16 protein-coding genes and 1 tRNA gene are annotated in these 16,788 nt (G+C 55.6%); 9 read left to right on the forward strand and 8 right to left on the reverse strand.

What is annotated here, in order from left to right; genetic code table 11:
• A partial coding sequence (locus LF252_RS11275) for a hypothetical protein (protein ID WP_226269699.1) occupies nucleotides 1–510 on the forward strand: 510 nt, incomplete at its 5' end.
• A gap of 297 nt (nucleotides 511–807) precedes the next feature.
• On the opposite strand, the gene LF252_RS11280 is transcribed toward LF252_RS11275, so the two are convergent.
• The 4 genes from LF252_RS11280 to LF252_RS11295 form a co-directional block, all read right to left on the reverse strand.
• The gene (locus LF252_RS11280; protein WP_226269700.1) at nucleotides 808–2,079 is read right to left on the reverse strand and encodes an adenylosuccinate synthase; all 1,272 of its coding nucleotides are present in this window, start codon (nucleotides 2,077–2,079) and stop codon (nucleotides 808–810) included.
• Nucleotides 2,079–2,426, reverse strand: coding sequence for an STAS domain-containing protein (locus LF252_RS11285; protein WP_226269701.1), 348 nt, complete (start codon nucleotides 2,424–2,426; stop codon nucleotides 2,079–2,081). Before LF252_RS11285 ends, LF252_RS11280 begins: the two co-directional genes overlap by 1 nt.
• Nucleotides 2,423–2,914: a Fur family transcriptional regulator gene (locus LF252_RS11290; RefSeq protein WP_226269702.1), complete on the reverse strand. Its 492-nt coding sequence runs from the start codon at nucleotides 2,912–2,914 to the stop codon at nucleotides 2,423–2,425. Before LF252_RS11290 ends, LF252_RS11285 begins: the two co-directional genes overlap by 4 nt.
• Nucleotides 2,915–3,055: 141 nt before the next feature.
• Nucleotides 3,056–5,263 carry a RelA/SpoT family protein gene (locus LF252_RS11295; RefSeq protein ID WP_226269703.1) on the reverse strand — a complete coding sequence of 736 codons (2,208 nt, stop codon included), beginning with the start codon at nucleotides 5,261–5,263 and terminating at the stop codon, nucleotides 3,056–3,058.
• Nucleotides 5,264–5,577: 314 nt separating this feature from the next.
• Between LF252_RS11295 and LF252_RS11300 the strand changes: the two genes are divergently transcribed.
• From LF252_RS11300 to LF252_RS11325, 6 genes are all read left to right on the forward strand, one after another.
• Nucleotides 5,578–5,659 (forward strand) — tRNA-Leu (locus LF252_RS11300).
• A gap of 121 nt (nucleotides 5,660–5,780) precedes the next feature.
• Nucleotides 5,781–7,109, forward strand: coding sequence for a trigger factor (gene tig / locus LF252_RS11305; protein ID WP_226269704.1), 1,329 nt, complete (start codon nucleotides 5,781–5,783; stop codon nucleotides 7,107–7,109).
• A gap of 166 nt (nucleotides 7,110–7,275) precedes the next feature.
• Nucleotides 7,276–7,983, forward strand: a complete 708-nt coding sequence (locus tag LF252_RS11310; protein WP_125421224.1) for a ClpP family protease — start codon at nucleotides 7,276–7,278, stop codon at nucleotides 7,981–7,983.
• A 248-nt stretch (nucleotides 7,984–8,231) separates the two neighbouring features.
• Nucleotides 8,232–9,455: an ATP-dependent Clp protease ATP-binding subunit ClpX gene (clpX, locus tag LF252_RS11315; RefSeq protein WP_226269705.1), complete on the forward strand. Its 1,224-nt coding sequence runs from the start codon at nucleotides 8,232–8,234 to the stop codon at nucleotides 9,453–9,455.
• Between the two features lie 76 nt (nucleotides 9,456–9,531).
• Complete coding sequence (locus LF252_RS11320) at nucleotides 9,532–9,867, forward strand: hypothetical protein (protein ID WP_226269706.1); 336 nt, start codon at nucleotides 9,532–9,534, stop codon at nucleotides 9,865–9,867.
• Between the two features lie 29 nt (nucleotides 9,868–9,896).
• Nucleotides 9,897–10,250 (forward strand): hypothetical protein, encoded by a 354-nt coding sequence (locus LF252_RS11325; RefSeq protein ID WP_226269707.1) that lies wholly within the window; start codon nucleotides 9,897–9,899, stop codon nucleotides 10,248–10,250.
• A 1-nt stretch (nucleotide 10,251) separates the two neighbouring features.
• Here LF252_RS11325 and lpxB read toward each other — a convergent pair whose 3' ends face one another.
• The 4 genes from lpxB to LF252_RS11345 form a co-directional block, all read right to left on the reverse strand.
• Complete coding sequence (gene lpxB, locus LF252_RS11330) at nucleotides 10,252–11,361, reverse strand: lipid-A-disaccharide synthase (RefSeq protein ID WP_226269708.1); 1,110 nt, start codon at nucleotides 11,359–11,361, stop codon at nucleotides 10,252–10,254.
• A gap of 155 nt (nucleotides 11,362–11,516) precedes the next feature.
• Nucleotides 11,517–11,936 carry a 6-pyruvoyl trahydropterin synthase family protein gene (locus LF252_RS11335; protein ID WP_226269709.1) on the reverse strand — a complete coding sequence of 140 codons (420 nt, stop codon included), beginning with the start codon at nucleotides 11,934–11,936 and terminating at the stop codon, nucleotides 11,517–11,519.
• 116 nt (nucleotides 11,937–12,052) lie between these two features.
• On the reverse strand, nucleotides 12,053–13,054 hold the full coding sequence (locus LF252_RS11340) for a FecCD family ABC transporter permease (protein WP_226269710.1): 1,002 nt from the start codon (nucleotides 13,052–13,054) through the stop codon (nucleotides 12,053–12,055).
• A 9-nt stretch (nucleotides 13,055–13,063) separates the two neighbouring features.
• Nucleotides 13,064–13,990: an ABC transporter substrate-binding protein gene (locus LF252_RS11345; RefSeq protein ID WP_226269711.1), complete on the reverse strand. Its 927-nt coding sequence runs from the start codon at nucleotides 13,988–13,990 to the stop codon at nucleotides 13,064–13,066.
• A 164-nt stretch (nucleotides 13,991–14,154) separates the two neighbouring features.
• On the opposite strand from LF252_RS11345, the gene rfaD reads away from it, so the two are divergent.
• Together rfaD and LF252_RS11355 are read left to right on the forward strand one after the other, a co-directional pair.
• On the forward strand, nucleotides 14,155–15,120 hold the full coding sequence (gene rfaD / locus LF252_RS11350; RefSeq protein WP_226269712.1) for an ADP-glyceromanno-heptose 6-epimerase: 966 nt from the start codon (nucleotides 14,155–14,157) through the stop codon (nucleotides 15,118–15,120).
• A gap of 240 nt (nucleotides 15,121–15,360) precedes the next feature.
• Complete coding sequence (locus LF252_RS11355; RefSeq protein ID WP_226269713.1) at nucleotides 15,361–16,767, forward strand: FAD/NAD(P)-binding protein; 1,407 nt, start codon at nucleotides 15,361–15,363, stop codon at nucleotides 16,765–16,767.
• Nucleotides 16,768–16,788 lie beyond the last annotated feature (21 nt).

A 16,788-nucleotide genomic window follows, 5' to 3' on the forward strand; every position in this document is an offset into this window, starting at 1 on the left:
AAGAACGTCTGTCACTTCGCATTTGAAGTAACCGTGGGCCGCTCGAAAGCGGCGCAGTATTCGTGTTGTGTGCCCCCCTTCCGATCGAAGCGGGTTGCAAAGGTAACACCCTTTTTTCTTTCTGCAAGCCTTTCTGAAAAACTTTTTTTTCGAAGCAACCTTCGCAAGCAATTCGTTTTTCAGCTCAGCCCGCGTCCGGTTGAAGCGGGGTGCAAAGGTAACTGCCTTTTTGCTTTTTCCAAGAACCCGGGAAGAAAAAGTTTTTCGCTCTTTTCTTCGTTTCCGGCTCCCCGTGCCCGTTTTCTCGTTCGAAAGCGGGTTGCAAAGGTAAGCCGCTGTTCTGCCTTTTTCCAAGAACCTGACCGAAAAAAGTTTTGCGGTTTCAGCTCCGGTACAGCGCCTCCGGTTGAAGCGGGGTGCAAAGGTAGCAACTTCTTGCTGACTTGTGCAACCCCGGCGGCTAACTTTTTTTTCACCGGGCCTTTCAGATGGAAAGCCGTGGGCGACTAAAAGGGCCAGCAGGCGAAGAAGATATTTCGCGCTGGTGGCCCGAAGGGGTGGCAGCGGCCCGCTCCGCGTTTCGGATTGGGAGTGCAAAAGTGGCGGGTTGCGCTTGGATTTCCAAACCCGCCCAAGAAAAAACCCGTTCAAGGTTGGCGCGAACTTCCACTGCTTGCTGTGAGACAACTTGTTAGCGGTGATAAAAAGTTCGCAAGGCTTTAAAAAAAGTTGGGTTGACCATCTTACTAATAACAAAACCCCGTCTACAGCCCTGTAGACGGGGTTTTGTTATTGCTGCATGAGCAGTTATTGCAAGTGTAAAGTGCTTACTCTATCGGGGCCAACGCTTACGATGCTCACTGGCACTTCCAGATGCTCCTCGAGGAAGGCTACATAATCCTTTAGCTGTTGGGGTAGAGCTTGTGGATCAGTAATAGACTGTAATTCGATGCGCCAGCCGGGGAGGCTCTTATATATAGGAGTGAGTTGCTCCAAGTCACCATGGTCGGGCAGATGATCGGTTTGCTCTCCGTTAGGCAGTTGATAATGGGTGCAGACCCGGATTTCATCAAATTCGTCCAGCACGTCCGCCTTCATTAGGTGAATTTCAGTAACCCCATTGAGCATGATGCTGTAACGGAGCGCCGGCAAATCGATCCAGCCGCAACGGCGGGGGCGCCCGGTGGTAGAGCCGAACTCGCGGCCAGCCTGGCGAATCTGCTCTCCTACTGCATCGTGCAGCTCAGTAGGGAACGGGCCGCTGCCTACGCGCGTGCAGTATGCTTTGCTGATGCCGTACACCTTATCTATATAGCGCGGGGCAATACCCAACCCGGTGCAGGCTCCGGCCACGATCGTGCTGGAAGACGTTACGTAGGGATAGGTACCGAAATCAATATCGAGCATAGCGCCTTGGGCACCTTCAGCTAATACATTTTTACCCTGGCGCAGTAAGTCGTTCAGCAGATACTCGGTATCGGTGAGTTGCAGGGTCCGTAGGAACTCAACAGCGGCAAAAAAATCGGCCTCGAATTCTTCAATTTCGAGGCCGCGGCCGTGGAATTCAGCAAGGGTAGTGTGACGCGCAACGGTTTGTTTGTACCGCTCCTGGAAATCGGGCAACAGGATATCCCCTACCCGCAGACCTGTACGGCCAATTTTATCCTGGTACGTAGGCCCAATACCTTTCAGAGTGGAGCCGATTTTGCTTCCGCCGCGGGCTTCTTCGCTAATACGGTCGAGGGCGCGGTGCGAAGGCAGAATGAGCTGGGCTTTACGGGAGATGTAGAGGTTACGGCTCCAGTTAACGCCCCGGTCGGTAAGCTTCTGCAGTTCCTGACGGAATACTACCGGGTCGAGCACTACTCCGTTGCCCACTACATTAATAATGTGGGGGTGGAAGATGCCGGAAGGCACTTGGTGCAGTACGTGCTTAATACCATCGAAGGTAAGGGTGTGGCCGGCGTTGGGACCACCCTGAAAGCGGGCCACTACATCATAGGTAGGGGCCAGTACATCGACAATCTTTCCTTTGCCTTCATCACCCCACTGTAAGCCGATTAGTACGTCAACGGGCATTAGTTCGCGTTTTTCAGTTGTTGAACAGCCGACTGTTCGTCGTCGGCAATTGAGAAAATGGCGTTTAGCTTGGTAAGCGCCAACATTTTGCGGGGATGGTCGGCGGGGTTGATCAGCAGCAGTTCGCCGCCGCGGCTACGAAACTTAGTCAGCAGGGACACCAGTACCCCGATGCCAGTGCTATTGATGTAGCGGATACCAGAGAGGTCGACGGCGCAGTTTCGCAAATCGTCGCCGAGGTGCTGGTCCACATTCTGCAGCAACTGTTGGGTGTCGGGGCTGCCGATTAGGTCGCCGGAAAGGCGCACGAAGAGGATGCCGTCCTGGACGGCGGAATCAGTTTTCATTCGGATTGAGAGCGGGTGGCGGCCTTGGCGCGGCAGTCGCCGCACACACCGTAAAGGTTTAAAGAGTGGTGCAAGATATGGAAGTTGAGTAACTCCCCGACCATGGTTTGGATGCCGTGAATACGTGGGTCGCAGAACTCCACCACCTTATGACACTCCGTGCAAATGACGTGGTCGTGCTGGCGGTAGCCGTAGCTTTTCTCGTACTGCGCCAAGTTGCGGCCGAATTGGTGCTTACTCACCAGGCCGTGCTCTACCAATAGGTCGAGGGTGTTGTACACGGTGGCCCGGCTTACCTGCAGGCCCTGCTCCTTCATGCCGGCGTAGAGCTCTTCCACATCGAAGTGGCCGGTACGGGAGTAGATTTCCTCCAGAATAGCGTACCGCTCGGAGGTTTTGCGCAAGCCTTTGTTCTCGAGGTAAGCCGTAAAAATCTTCTTTACTTCCTCGTATTTCTCTTTATCGAGATGCTTCTCAGAAACAGCCATTGGTAGGGTTTCGCTGATAAGAAGTGAGAACCAACAATACCCTGCAAAGTTAGATGCAAGGCAGCACGCGGAGATACGCAAGCCGGGAACTTCTTATACTATTATATACTGTGTGTTTGCAGGAAAACTTTTTAGAGCCAATCAGGAGTCGAAACGCTCTACGAGCAGCACGCCGTTCACCTTAGAAAGGCGCTGGATCAGCTTGTCGAGGTGGGCAGTGTCATTCACGAACACCATAATCTGACCTTCGAACATACCGTCGTCGGAGTCGATGGTGATAGAGCGCATGTTTACTTTCAGGCTGTTGCTGATGATGCGCGTTACATCGTTCACGAGCCCTACCCTATCGGAGCCCTTGATGCGGATGCCGGCCAGGAAGGCTAGCTCTGACTGATCCGTCCACTTGGCGCGCACGATGCGGTTGCCGAAGTTGGACATCATTTGTACGGCCTTGGGGCAGGAGGTGCGGTGAATAACAATGCCCTGCTCGGTTTCGAAGCCGAACACGTCGTCGCCGGGAATGGGGTTGCAGCAGGGCGCAATGGTGTAGTCGAACTTATCGGTTCGCTCCCCAATCACCAGCATGTTGGCATTTACGCCACGCACTTTCTGCACTTCATGGTCGAAGGCTTTGGGCTCCAGCATGGAAGGCAGGCGGGGTGCTTCCACGTTGGGGTCGAACAGATCCTTCTGAATTTCCCGGCCGTCGATCTGGCCAATGGCCACCCGGTAGAAAAACTCCTGCGGGCTGCTGGTGCTAAAGTGAGCCAGCAGGCGGTTCAAGTTGTCTTGGTTGTATTCTACCCCCAGCAACTCCAGGCGTTTCTCCACTAAGTAGCGGCCGTCCTCGGACTTGCTGCGCTTGTCGTCGCGGAGCCAATCCTTAATACGCGTACGGGCCTTAGAAGTAGTTACGTACTGCAGCCACTCCTCCGTAGGCTTCTGCTTCTGGGAAGTCAGGATTTCTACCTGGTCGCCGTTGCGGAGCTGGTAGCTCAGGGGCTGCAGCTTCTGGTTGACTTTGGCACCCAGGCATTGCAGACCAATATGCGAGTGAATCTCGAAGGCGAAGTCCAGGGCCGTGGCCTTATCGGGCAGAATTACCAGCTTGCCTTTGGGGGTAAAGGCGTACACCTCCTTTACGAAGAGGTTCTGGCGGAACTCGTCCATGAACTCCAAGGCGCTGGAGTTATTGGATTCGAGCATCTCGCGCACCTTATTTATCCAGGATTCCAGCGCCGACTCAGACTGGGCGGTGGCGGCATCCTTGTATTTCCAGTGAGCCGCGTATCCTTTCTCGGCAATGTCATCCATACGGCGGCTGCGGATCTGTACCTCCACCCACTGGCCAGTGCGCGACATAACGGTGGTATGCAGGCTCTCGTAGCCGTTGGCTTTGGGCGTGCTCACCCAGTCGCGCAGACGGTCGGGGTTAGGCTGGTAGAAATCAGTAACCACGCTGTACACCTGCCAACAGGCCGCTTTTTCCTGCTCCGGCGGCACATCCAGAATAATACGGATGGCAAACAGGTCGTACACCTCATCAAAGGTGATGTTCTGCTTGCGCATTTTGCGCAGGATGGAATAGATACTCTTGGGCCGACCTTTCACCTCGTAGTGGAAGCCCTGGGCCTTAAGCTCCTCATCAATAGGCTGCACGAACTCCTTAATAAAGCGGTTGCGGGCGGCCCGACTCTGCCGCACCCGGTTCACCAGCTCCGTGTAGATTTCGGTGTCGGTGTACTTCAGGTAGAGGTCCTCCAGCTCGGTTTTGATGCTGTACAGGCCCAGTCGGTGGGCCAGCGGAGCGTAGAGGTAAATGGTTTCGGAAGCAATTTTGAGCTGCTTGTGCCGGGGCATCGAGTCCAGCGTCCGCATGTTGTGCAGGCGGTCGGCCAATTTGATGAGAATCACGCGCACGTCGTCCGACAACGTGAGCAGCATCTTGCGGAAATTCTCAGCTTGCTCGGAGGTACCGTAGTCGAACACGCCCGAAATCTTGGTGAGCCCGTCCACGATGCGCGCCACCTTGGGCCCGAACTCCCGCTCCACGTCGGCCACTTCCCAGGGCGTATCCTCCACCACATCGTGCAGCAGGGCCGCCACAATGCTGGTAGTACCGAGGCCAATTTCCTCCACCACAATCTGGGCCACGGCCAACGGGTGCAGAATGTACGGCTCCCCGGATTTGCGGCGCATCTCCTTATGCGCTTCCAGAGAAGTGTTGAATGCCTTTTTGATCAGCTTGGCGTCGCCCTCCTTTAAATAAGGCTTGGCGGTGCGGAGCAGGCGGCGGTAGTGGCGCAGAATCTCCTGGCGTTCTACCTCGGGGTCGATGACAATAGACATGGTACGCGGGCGGCACTGGGAGGCACCGGAATAAGGAATGGCTAAGGTACGGCTTACGCAGGAAGCTTGCGCCAGATACTGGGCAAGAATGTAACGCCCACTGCCTGCAAAACACCGGCGCCGGCCGGATGGTGCAGAGTTACACGCTTACTGCGAAAACTGCCGCGGATTTCGACCACAGGTGTTTTTGGCTCTTTCAACTGGGCACGTACGGGGGCGGGGCAGCAGGAATAAACTGACAGAGTTTGCGCAATGATTTGTTTTTCCGGTAGGCTTCCGTAGTTTTGCGCCCCCGAGGCAGTTGGCCTTGAGACGCGGATGTGGCGAAATTGGTAGACGTGCCAGACTTAGGATCTGGTGCCGCAAGGCGTGTGGGTTCGAGTCCCTCCATCCGCACTTTAGGTTTTTGTAGTAAAAACCAACTTTAAACCCTCAACCCACCCGTTGGGGGTTTCTTTTTACCCGGGTTTTGGCCCACTGTTTACCCCAACGTAGTACCCTTAACCGACCCTTAGTTTTGGACATTACCCTCAACAAGAAAGACGACCAGCTCCATGCCATCCTGACAGTGAATCTCACGGAGGCTGACTATGCTCCCGCCGTGGAGAGCAAGCTGAAAGAATACAGCAAACAGGCGCAGATCAAAGGGTTCCGCCCGGGCAAGGTGCCGGTTACGCTGGTACGCAAAATGTATGGCAAAGGCATTCTGGTAGAGGAAATCAACCAGCTGCTGGGCAAATCGGTGGATAGCTACATCAAGGAAAACGACCTGAAAATCCTGGGTGAGCCCCTGCCCGTTGCTACCGACATCGACTTCGACAACCAGAAGGACTACTCCTTCCAGTTTGAGTTGGGCCTGCTGCCCGAGTTCGACCTGCCCGGCGACCAGGCTGTTAGCGTTGACCGTCACAAAGTTGACCTCGACGAGAACACCCTGAGCGAAACCTACGAGCAGCTGGGCCGCCAGTTTGGCGAAACCATCGAGCCCGAGACGTCGGAAGCTAACGACTTCATCTACGGCAAGCTCAAGAAAGCCGGTGAGGAAGGCGAAGGCCGCGTGGTATTGCTGCCCACCAACAAGCTGAAAGCCGATGCTGACAAGTTTGTAGGCGTGAAAGCCGGCGACAAAGTTAGCTTCGACCTGAAAAAAGCGTTCGGTGACGACCTGCAGGCCATCCGCAACTTCACGGGCCTGAGCAAGGAGGAAGCTGACAAAATCGAAGGCGAGTACACCCTGGCCGTAGAGAAAATTCAGCGCTCTACCCCCGCTGAGTTCAACCAGGAGTTGTTCGACAAAGTATTCGGCAAAGACGAAATCACCTCGAAAGAAGCTTTCGAAGAGAAAGTACGCTCGACGGTACAGGAGAACTACGACCGGGAGGCTGACAACCTGGTGAACCGCCAGATCATCGACAAGATGCTGGAAAACACCACCATCGAAGTTCCCAAGGAGTTCTTCAAGAAGTGGCTGGAGCGCGCCAACCAAGGCAAACTGACGCCCGAGCAGATTGAGGAGCACTACGAAGACTACGAAAAGGAGCTGAAGTGGTCGATGATCCGCAACAAAGTGGTAGAAGCTAACGAGTTGAAGGTGTCGAACGAGGAAATCATGGACCGTACCATCCAGAAAATCCTGGGCCAGTTCAACATGGAGCTGACACCGGAGCTGGAAGAATCGGTACGTGGCTTTGCTGACAACTACCTGCGTCAGGAGAACGGCAAGAACTACGTGAACGAGTACGAAGCCATTCTGGCAGAGAAAGTGCTGGAAAACCTGCGCGGCAAAGTTGTTGTTAATGACAACCCGATTACGGCCGAGGACTTCCGCAATCAGAATGCCGGCTAATTGCTGACATTTTCGGTTTCCGAACCAACAAAAAAGCCCTTACTTGCCGTGAGGGCTTTTTTGTTGCCGGCCCTCCAGAGTTTGAACTCGGCTACGCGGTTTGCCCGTATAGGCTGGCTTGAGGCTCTTACTTCTTACCTCTACATTCCAACTCCTTTTTCTTCCCATGCTGAATAAACAAGAGTTCCGCAAATTTGCCGTGAAAGGCCAGGGCCTGAGCGGTTTGGGCGTTGACCAATACATCCAGCACGTTGAGGGCCAGACCCGCAACGGCCTGATTATGCCTACCGGCATGACCCGCTCGGTAATTGAGGAACGCCCCACGCGCTTCGCCGAAATTGACGTGTTTTCGCGCCTGATCATGGACCGCATTGTGTTCCTGGGCACAGCCGTGGACGACTACATTGCCAACATCCTGACGGCGCAGATGCTGTTCCTGGAGTCGGTAGATGCCAAGAAGGATATCCTGCTCTACATCAACTCGCCCGGTGGCTCGGTATACGCCGGCCTAGGTATCTATGACACCATGCAGTACGTGAACCCCGATGTGGCTACCATCTGCACCGGCTTGGCGGCCTCGATGGGTGCGGTTCTGCTGGCTGGCGGTGCCAAAGACAAACGCTCAGCTCTGCCCCACGCCCGCGTAATGATTCACCAGCCCTCGGGTGGCGCGCAAGGCCAGTCGACGGATATCGAAATTACGGCCCGCGAGATTCTGAAGCTCAAGAAAGAGCTGTATGACATTCTGGCGAAGCACACCGGCAAAACCTACCAGGAAATCTACGACAACTCGGAGCGTGACTACTGGATGCGCGCCGATGAGGCCAAAGAGTACGGCCTGATTGACGAGGTTCTGGAGAAAAAGTCGGCCTAAGCCATTGTTCTTTGTCATTCCGAACGAAGTGAGAAATCTGGGTCAAAGCTCAGAACATCAACTCAGATTCCTCACTTCGTTCGGAATGGCAAACAAAAAAGCCCGCTTTGGCGGGCTTTTTTGTTAAGTTAGAAGGCAATTGCGGCGGCACTTTTTGGCTCATGCAGGGCGTTGGCCTTTTCGTACCTTTGTGGAAGGCTGGCGCAAGCTACCTATCCCCTCCCCTTTTTCAGCGAGTTACTTTAGCAATGGCGGATATTACGTGCTCCTTCTGCGGCAAGAGCAAAAAAGACGTTTCGGTGATGATTTCGGGCATCAACGCCCACATCTGCGAGCGGTGTGTGGGCCAGGCTCAGCAAATCCTGAACGAGGAGAATAAGATTCGGGCCAACTCCAAGGCGCCGAAGTTCAACCTCGTGAAGCCCCGCGAGATGAAGGAGTACCTCGACCAGTACGTGGTGGGCCAGGACGAAGCCAAGAAGGTAATGTCGGTGGCCGTGTACAACCACTACAAGCGCCTGATGCAGAAGCCGCAGAAGGACGACGTGGTGATTGAGAAGTCGAACATCATCATGGTGGGCGAAACCGGCACGGGCAAAACCTTCCTCACGCGCATGCTGGCCAACATCCTGCAGGTACCCTTCTGCATTGCCGATGCCACCGTACTGACGGAGGCCGGCTACGTGGGCGAGGACGTGGAAAGCATTCTGACGCGCCTGCTACAGGCGGCCGACTACAACGTGGAAGCGGCGGAGCGCGGCATCGTGTACATCGACGAAATTGACAAGATTGCCCGCAAGAGCGACAACCCCAGCATCACGCGCGACGTGAGCGGCGAGGGTGTGCAGCAGGCCATGCTGAAGCTACTGGAAGGCACCACCGTGAACGTGCCCCCACACGGTGGCCGCAAGCACCCCGAGCAGAAGATGATTACGGTGAACACCGAAAACATCCTGTTCATCTGCGGCGGGGCGTTTGTGGGCATCGACCGGATTATCAAAAACCGCCTCAACACCAAGCCCATTGGCTTCGCCAAGACGCAGCTGGAGGAGAAGATTGACACGCAGAACTTCCTGCGCTACGTAACGGCTCAGGACCTGAAGCAATTTGGCCTCATTCCCGAGCTGATTGGCCGCCTGCCGGTGCTCACCCACCTCAACCCGCTGGACCACGCTACCCTGCGCAAAATCCTGACGGAGCCCAAGAACTCTATTGTGAAGCAGTACCAGCGCCTCTTCGATATGGAAGGCATTCAGCTGAGCTTCTCGGAAGGTGCCCTGGAGTACATTGTGCAGCGCGCCGACGAATACCGCCTCGGTGCCCGGGGCCTGCGCAGCATCTGCGAAGGCATTATGACCGATGCCATGTTCGATATGCCTTCCGAGGAAGGTGCTACCGAACTGGTAATCGATGAGGAATACGCCCGGAGCAAATTCGAGCAAACGGCTATGAAGCAGTTGCGCGCGGCGTAGTTGGAGTCAGTTATTACCTATCATAATAAAGGGGGCAGAATGTTATTCTGCCCCCTTTATTATTAGCTCTACAACGATGACCAACAAACTCTATCCGTATTTGAGTAGTAATGATGTGGTGCACATCCGCATACCTAATGAGTACTTCTTTCCAGCTTTCGTATTGACAGTAGAGGAATTGATGAAAAGCCCGATTTATCAGACTGCTCACACAATTCTACTTGACTTTACTGAGTGCTATTCTTTACACGGAATTGGGATTGGATTAGAGACACAGTTGTTTTACGAACAAGCCAAAACACATGAAAAATCTGTGTACTGGATTGGTCAACCAGCTATATACAGTATGGTAGCTAAGCTGAATGAAGGTATCAATACAGGTAGCGAGACTCTACCGTATAAGAAATTTTAGTGATGCTATATTCCGGCGTTCTTTCAACTATGCATCACGATTTTTACTCTGATTTTGAGCCTGAACCTGAATTAGTATTTAAAACGTCCGATGATACTTCGTCAATACGCATGTGGAGCGGGTATTTTGACAGCATTATTAGTAGTGATACCCCGGATGAACACGGGTGCTGGCAAGGGCTTGCCGTATTTTATCATACCGATACGGGCTGGTACACTAGCTCTCCTTTTCAGCTAACAGAACTCGGTCATATTGTGGAGCGGCTTAGGCATTGTAATGATCCAACTTGGGACAAAAATATCCGTCGGATTTATACAAGCCTACTATTCTTTTTTGAGCAGGCAGAGAGACAGCATAAGAAAGTGATAGTTGAATACTTCTAGTCTATCCCTTCAAATACTCTACCATCAGCTTCGCTGCTTTATTAGCCGCGCGCTGTTGGCCTAGCTTCTCGCGGATTTGGGCGTAGCCGGCTTTCTGTTGGGCAATGAACTGCTCGTCGGCAGTGACCTTCTTGAGCTCGGTGACGAGGTTGCGGGCGTTGAAGTCGCCCTGGATGAGCTCTTTTACCACCTCGCGGCCGGCAATAAGGTTGACCAAGGAAATGTGGGGCACTTTGATAACGGCCTTGCCAATGGCGTACGACACGGCGCTGGTGCGGTAGCACACTACCTGGGGCACGTCGAACAGGGCCGTTTCGAGGGTGGCGGTGCCGCTGGTGACGAGGGCGGCGGTGGCATGGGCCAGCAGGTCGTAGGTCTGGTCGAAGAGGATGCGGACGTTGTTGCGCTCGAAATTGGCGTAGTAGTTTCGGTCGAGGTTATCGACGCCAGCCACGATGAATTGGTAATCGAGGAACGGGGGCAGGATAGCCACCATTTCGTAGAGCATCTCCTCGATTTCCTGCTTGCGGGAGCCAGGCAACACGGCAATGATGGGCCGCAGCGGGTCCAGGTCGTTGCGCTCGTAGAAGTCGGTGGTGGGCTGGAACTCGGCTACGGCGTCGGCGGTGGGGTTGCCGATGTAGTCCACCTTGTAGTCGAAGCGCTGGTAGAACTCCTCCTCGAAGGGCAGAATCACGAACATCTTGTCCACCAATTCTTTCACCTGGTGCACGCGGCCCTGGTTCCAGGCCCAAATTTTGGGCGAAATGTAGTAGAACACCTTCAGGCCGGCGGCTTTGGCAAACTTGGCCACCCGCATGTTGAAGCCGGCGTAATCCACCAAAATCACCACGTCGGGCTTGTAAGCCAGCAGGTCCTTTTGGCACTCGCGCAGGTAGCCCCGGAATTTGAGGATGCTGGTAGCGGCTTCCCAGAAGCCCATAATGGCCATTTCCTGGTAGTGGTGCACGAGGGTGCCGCCGGCTTCCTGCATCATGTCGCCACCCCAGCAGCGGAACTCGGCGTCGGGGTCTTGCTCGTGCAAGCTGCGCATGAGGTTGGCCGCGTGAAAATCCCCGGACCGCTCGCCCGCTATCAGGTAATACTTCATGTTGTCAATTAAAAATTGAGAATTAAAAATTAAGAGCGTTAACCCTTGCTGTGATTCTGAGCGGAGTAAGGAGGCCAGATTAATCCAGAGGCTAACTCAGATTCCTCGCTCCGCTCGGAATGACAGTGCTGTTTTGCTCTCAACTTCTAATTGATTTATTCCTCGCCGAAGTATTCCACGAAGTTGCGCGGCGTTTCGTAAAGTTTGATGCAGTGCAGCTTGGCAGAAGAAATTCGTTCGATTTCGGGCTGCAGAATACGCCAGAAAGCAATTACCAGGTTTTCGGTGCTGGCGAGCTGGCCCTGCATAAAGGGCACGTCGATGTTCAGGTTCTTGTGGTCTACCTCATCCACAATATTGGTGCGGATAACCGTGCTGAGCTGCTTGAGGTCGATGACAAAGCCGGTTTCAGGGTCGGGCTTGCCTTTGACTGTGACGATGAGGTCGTAGTTGTGGCCGTGCCAGTTGGCATTGGCGCAGGGGCCGAAGACTTCCCGGTTCCGCTCCTCGCTCCAGTTGGGGTTATAGAGCTTGTGGGCCGCGTTGAAGTGTTCCTGTCGGCTGATGTAAACCATTTGGTAAGGGACTTAGGGACTTAGGGACCTAGGGACTTAGCTGGCAGCGCGTGGTTGGGCCCAACTGCATAGCATACACCGTTGGGCAATAACCAAGTCCCCGAGTCCCTAAGTCTCTACGTCCCCTGTTTTCGCAGCAAATATACGAAGAACGGTACTCCGAACAGGGCGGTAACCAGCCCAACGGGCAAACCGGCTGGGGGGTATAGCACGCGGGCCAGCAGGTCGCAGAAGACCATGAAGGTGCCACCCAGCAAGGCGCAGAAGACCAAATTACCGCGCCGCACCGTGCCCAGCAGCCAGCGCGTGATATGCGGAATCACCAGCCCCACAAACCCAATGGGCCCGCATAATGCCACGGCGCAGCCCGTAAGGCCGGAGGCAATGAGCAGCAGCAGCCAGCGGGTGCGCGCCACCGGCAGGCCCAAAGCCGAGGCCCGCTCCTCCCCTAGCAGCAGTAAGTTCAAATCCTTCTGCAGCAGCCACAAACCCACCAAGCCCAGCACCAGCGCAACGGCTGGATACGGAAGCACCGCCCAGCTGGCCCGCTCAAACCCACCTAGGGCCCAGAAGGTGATGGTGCGCAGCTTCTCCTCGGTAGCGGCCAGGAATGTGAGCAACCCGCCTAGTGCCGTGGTTAGGGAGCTTAGCGCCACCCCCGCCAGCAACAGCTGCGCCGGAATGATGCGGCCCCGGCGGCTCCCGATTACTACCACCAGCAGCGTTATACCCAAGGAACCGGCCAAGGCGGCCAGCGGCGGCAGATAGAAGCCTCCAACTAGTAACGTTGGTAGAAACGCAAACGTAATGCTGGCCCCCAGCGCTCCGCCCGAAGCCGTGCCCAGTAGGTAAGGGTCGGCCAGGGGATTGTTCACCATCAGTTGCATGAGGTACCCACTCACGGCCAGGGCTGCCCCGGCTAGCAGGGCCAGTAGCAGGCGGGGCAGGCGCAGCTCTACCAAAACCAGCTGGGCAGTGTCCTTGGGGTTGTAGTGTAGCAGGGTGCGTCCCAACAGCGCAAAATCGGTGTCATAACTACCCACGCGCATGCCCAGCACCAGCAGCCCCAGCAGAAGCAGCAGGCAAGCCAGTATCCAGGGTAGCGCGGAACGGGACATAGAGGCAGACTATTTCTTCGAGAGCAGTGCCCGCAGCTCCCGCACCGACTCCACCACCCGCGGGCTGGGGCGGGACATCAGGTCGTCGGTGGGGTCGTAGATGCGGCGGGTTTGGTAGGCGCGAATGCGCTTGAGTTCGGGGTAGAGCCGGAAGAAGGTGCTATCCATCTTCCCGAAAGAGCCGCCCAGCAGTACTTCGGGGTTGAGTTTGAGAATGTATTCCCGGGTCAGCGCCGGGTAGGGCTGCTTGAACTGCTCTACCACGGCATTTTGGCCGCCGGCCAACCGAATTTTATCCGTGAACAGCGTGTTTTGGCCGTACACATAAATGGGGTCCGACCAGGTAATGGCCAGCACGCGGGGCGGTTGCGCGGGTTTCGGCAATGCCGCAATGGCTTGCAGTTCCTGACGTAGAGAATCCACTACTCGGCGGGCGGGCTGCGGGCGGTTCAGCAGCTTGCCTAAGTCAGTGAGGCCCCGGAAAATATCCTCTACTTTCTCATAGCGCTGGTAGTACACCGGAATGCCCAGCTCCTGCAGCCGCTGGGCATCGGCCAGGGAGGTGATGCCCTCGGTGGTAAATACTACATCTGGTTTTAGGGCTACCAGCCGCTCAAAATCCAGCGGGTAGCTGTTTACTACGGGCTTGCGCAGAGCCGCCGTGGGGTAGTCGCACACTTGGGTGCGGGCCACGATGGTAGCCGTATCGGCCACGGCGTACAGCATTTCCGTCATGGAGGCGGCCAAGGCCATTACCCGGCGCGGCTGCGTGGGCAGCGTCAGCTGGCGGCCCAGGTCGTCGCGCACCTGCTGGGTAGTGCTGGCAGTGCTGGTAGCTGTTGAAGATGTATCGGGCTGGCAGGCGCTGAAAACAGCCGACAACAAAAGCGGCCCGAGGGCGCGGCGCAGGAAAGCCGGGGAGGCGAGGCGGAACATGAGCGCAAAGGTAAGGGCCGCCAGCAACCAGCCCACGGCCCTTCGGCAACCTCCGGCAACGGAAAGTGGTTATGCCAGATATTGGGGCTTGCCGTAGAAAAGAAAACCACGCTACCCGGCCAATCCGCCCAAACCCGCTTACTTTTGGCCCAAATTTCTGTCCTATGATTGTTGTAACCGGAGCCGCCGGCTTTATTGCCAGCTGTCTTGTCACCCGCCTCAATGCCGCCAATTTCAACGATATCGTGGTGGTGGATAACTTCACCAACGAGCGTAAGCTGGCCAATCTGAAGGGCAAGCATCTACGGGAATACGTGGATCGGGAGGAGTTTTTTGAGTGGCTGGAGCAGCATCATGAGCAGGTAGAATTCATTTTCCACCTGGGCGCCCGCACCGACACGACGGAGCAGAACCGGGACGTGCTCAACACGCTGAACCTGGAATACTCGCAGAAGATGTGGCAGGCCTGTGTGCGGTATCAGTTGCCGCTGGTGTACGCCTCCTCGGCCGCCACGTACGGCTCCGGCTCCCTGGGCTACTCCGATGACGACGCCCTGCTGCCCCTGCTCAAGCCCCTGAACCCCTACGGCGACTCCAAGAACGACTTCGACAACTGGGCCATTCAGCAGCCGGAAAAACCGTTTTTCTGGGCGGGCCTGAAGTTTTTCAACGTGTACGGCCCCAACGAATACCACAAGGGCCGCATGGCTTCCGTGATTCTGCACGCCTTCCGCCAGATTCAGGAAACCGGCTCCATGACGCTGTTCCGCTCCCACAACCCTGATTTTGCCGACGGCGAACAAAAGCGCGACTTTGTGTACGTGAAGGACGTGGTGGAAGTGTGCATGTTCCTGATGCAGACGCGTCAGCACTCCGGCATCTACAATCTGGGCACCGGGGAAGCCCGAACCTTCCTCGACCTCACACTCAGCACCTTTGCGGCCCTGGGCCAAACGGCCGATATCCGCTTCCGCGACACGCCGGAGGACATCCGGGACACCTACCAATATTTCACGGAAGCCGATATGAGCAAACTACGCGCTATTGGCTACGAGCGGCCGTTCACCAAGCTGGAAGATGGCGTGACGGACTATGTGCAGAATTATCTGGTATCCGGGCAGTATTACTAGCCTCATAGCATTTCGCTACCATCTGGCAGGATTTATTCCAGATTAATCAATAGAAAAGGCCTCTTGACAAAAATGTCAAGAGGCCTTTTCTATTGATTGGTAGTCAGGCGCTTACCGCTAACCCAATGCGCAAATAGACATTTATGCCGGATGTTACTTTTCATTTATATAGCAAAAATTAATTTTTATATCATTTTTTCCAGAGTAATTTACTCGCAGGTTCTTTCACACATTCAGCTGGTGCAACGCAAAAGCATAACGATTATCGGCGGTGGATTTTCAGGCTCGATGCTGGCAGTGCAGCTGGCCCGGCTTTCCGGCGACCTTCCGTATGACTGCGACGTGCATTTGGTGGAGCCCCGGCCTGTACCGGGCCCTGGATTAGCCTATACCGCCCGCCGGCCCGAGTACCTGCTGAATGTGCGTAGCCAGTTTCTGAGCGCCTTTCCCGATCAGCCCGACCACTTTCAGAATTGGCTTCGAGTTACCAGTCCTGAAATATGCCAGCAAGGCTTTTGCTCGCGCCAGAGCTACGGCCGCTATATGCAGCAACTGGTGAGCCAAGTATTGGAGTGGCCTTCTTTAAATGGATTTCGCTTTACCTGGCACAACCAGGCAGCTAAAAGCGTAGAAGTGCATCCTGATGGTTCAGGCGCTACCGTACAGCTACTCGATGGTACCGAACTCCCCAGCCACTATGTAGTGCTGGCCCTGGGCAATTTTCCGCCCCCGCCACCTACTACCCGCAGCACCGAATACCTGGACCATGCCAATTACCACGGCAACCCCTGGGCTCAGAGTGCACTCCGCAATATTGGCACTCATGACTCGGTACTGCTGATTGGGACGGGCCTAACGGCCATTGATGTATTACTGGGCCTACGTACCGACGGGCACCAGGGTACCGTTACGACCGTATCGGGGCATGGGCGCTGGCCGGCGGCGCATGCGTTTCAGGAGGCAAGCTACCCCGATTTTTACGCTACCGAGCTGCAGGGGACTGACACCGTATTGGCGGTGCTGCAAGTAGTCAGGAAACATGTGCGCACAGCGGAAGCACAGGGCATTAACTGGCGTACTGTGCTGGATACGCTGCGGCCGCATCTGGGAGCTATATGGGCTGGCTGGCCGCTACTGGAGCAGGCTCGGTTTCTGCGGCATCTGGCCGGCATTTGGTCGGTAGTACGGCACCGGAGCCCGCCTCAGAATGCTGCTACCATTGGCGAAATGCTGCGCACCGGGCAGGTGAAACCGGAAATTGGCCGGGTACGGGACATTACGCCCATGACGAACAACCTGCGGGTTACAGTGCAGAAGGGCCAAGAGCCGCCGCGGCAACTAATGGCCCGGCACGTTATTACCTGCACTGGGCCGCTGCTTGACTATAGCCGCATCCGGGAGCCACTAGTAGTAGGACTGCGGGAAACAGGACACCTACAGCCTGATCCGCTGCATCTGGGCATCCAGACCGACGAACACGGAGCGTTACTACACGCACAAGGACACGCCTCTGAAGTATTATTTACTCTGGGACCCAGCCGCCGGCCTGCTTTCTTTGAATCAACAGCTGTGCCGGAGCTACGAGAGCAGGCAGTGGTATTGGCGGCGGAGCTAGGCAAGCGGCTTCGGCACCAAGCCACTCTGTAGCACGCATACAAAAGCCGCTGG

Source organism: Hymenobacter pini (genome assembly GCF_020421205.1).
GTDB classification, from domain to species: domain Bacteria; phylum Bacteroidota; class Bacteroidia; order Cytophagales; family Hymenobacteraceae; genus Hymenobacter; species Hymenobacter pini.

Coding starts and splice junctions, on each gene's coding strand:
- LF252_RS11280 (WP_226269700.1), bottom strand. CDS start 2,079: ATGCCCGTTGACGTACTAATCGGCTTACAGTGGGGTGATGAAGGCAAA.
- LF252_RS11285 (WP_226269701.1), bottom strand. CDS start 2,426: ATGAAAACTGATTCCGCCGTCCAGGACGGCATCCTCTTCGTGCGCCTT.
- LF252_RS11290 (WP_226269702.1), bottom strand. CDS start 2,914: ATGGCTGTTTCTGAGAAGCATCTCGATAAAGAGAAATACGAGGAAGTA.
- LF252_RS11295 (WP_226269703.1), bottom strand. CDS start 5,263: ATGTCTATTGTCATCGACCCCGAGGTAGAACGCCAGGAGATTCTGCGC.
- LF252_RS11310 (WP_125421224.1), top strand. CDS start 7,276: ATGCTGAATAAACAAGAGTTCCGCAAATTTGCCGTGAAAGGCCAGGGC.
- clpX (WP_226269705.1), top strand. CDS start 8,232: ATGGCGGATATTACGTGCTCCTTCTGCGGCAAGAGCAAAAAAGACGTT.
- LF252_RS11320 (WP_226269706.1), top strand. CDS start 9,532: ATGACCAACAAACTCTATCCGTATTTGAGTAGTAATGATGTGGTGCAC.
- LF252_RS11325 (WP_226269707.1), top strand. CDS start 9,897: ATGCATCACGATTTTTACTCTGATTTTGAGCCTGAACCTGAATTAGTA.
- lpxB (WP_226269708.1), bottom strand. CDS start 11,361: ATGAAGTATTACCTGATAGCGGGCGAGCGGTCCGGGGATTTTCACGCG.
- LF252_RS11335 (WP_226269709.1), bottom strand. CDS start 11,936: ATGGTTTACATCAGCCGACAGGAACACTTCAACGCGGCCCACAAGCTC.
- LF252_RS11340 (WP_226269710.1), bottom strand. CDS start 13,054: ATGTCCCGTTCCGCGCTACCCTGGATACTGGCTTGCCTGCTGCTTCTG.
- LF252_RS11345 (WP_226269711.1), bottom strand. CDS start 13,990: ATGTTCCGCCTCGCCTCCCCGGCTTTCCTGCGCCGCGCCCTCGGGCCG.
- rfaD (WP_226269712.1), top strand. CDS start 14,155: ATGATTGTTGTAACCGGAGCCGCCGGCTTTATTGCCAGCTGTCTTGTC.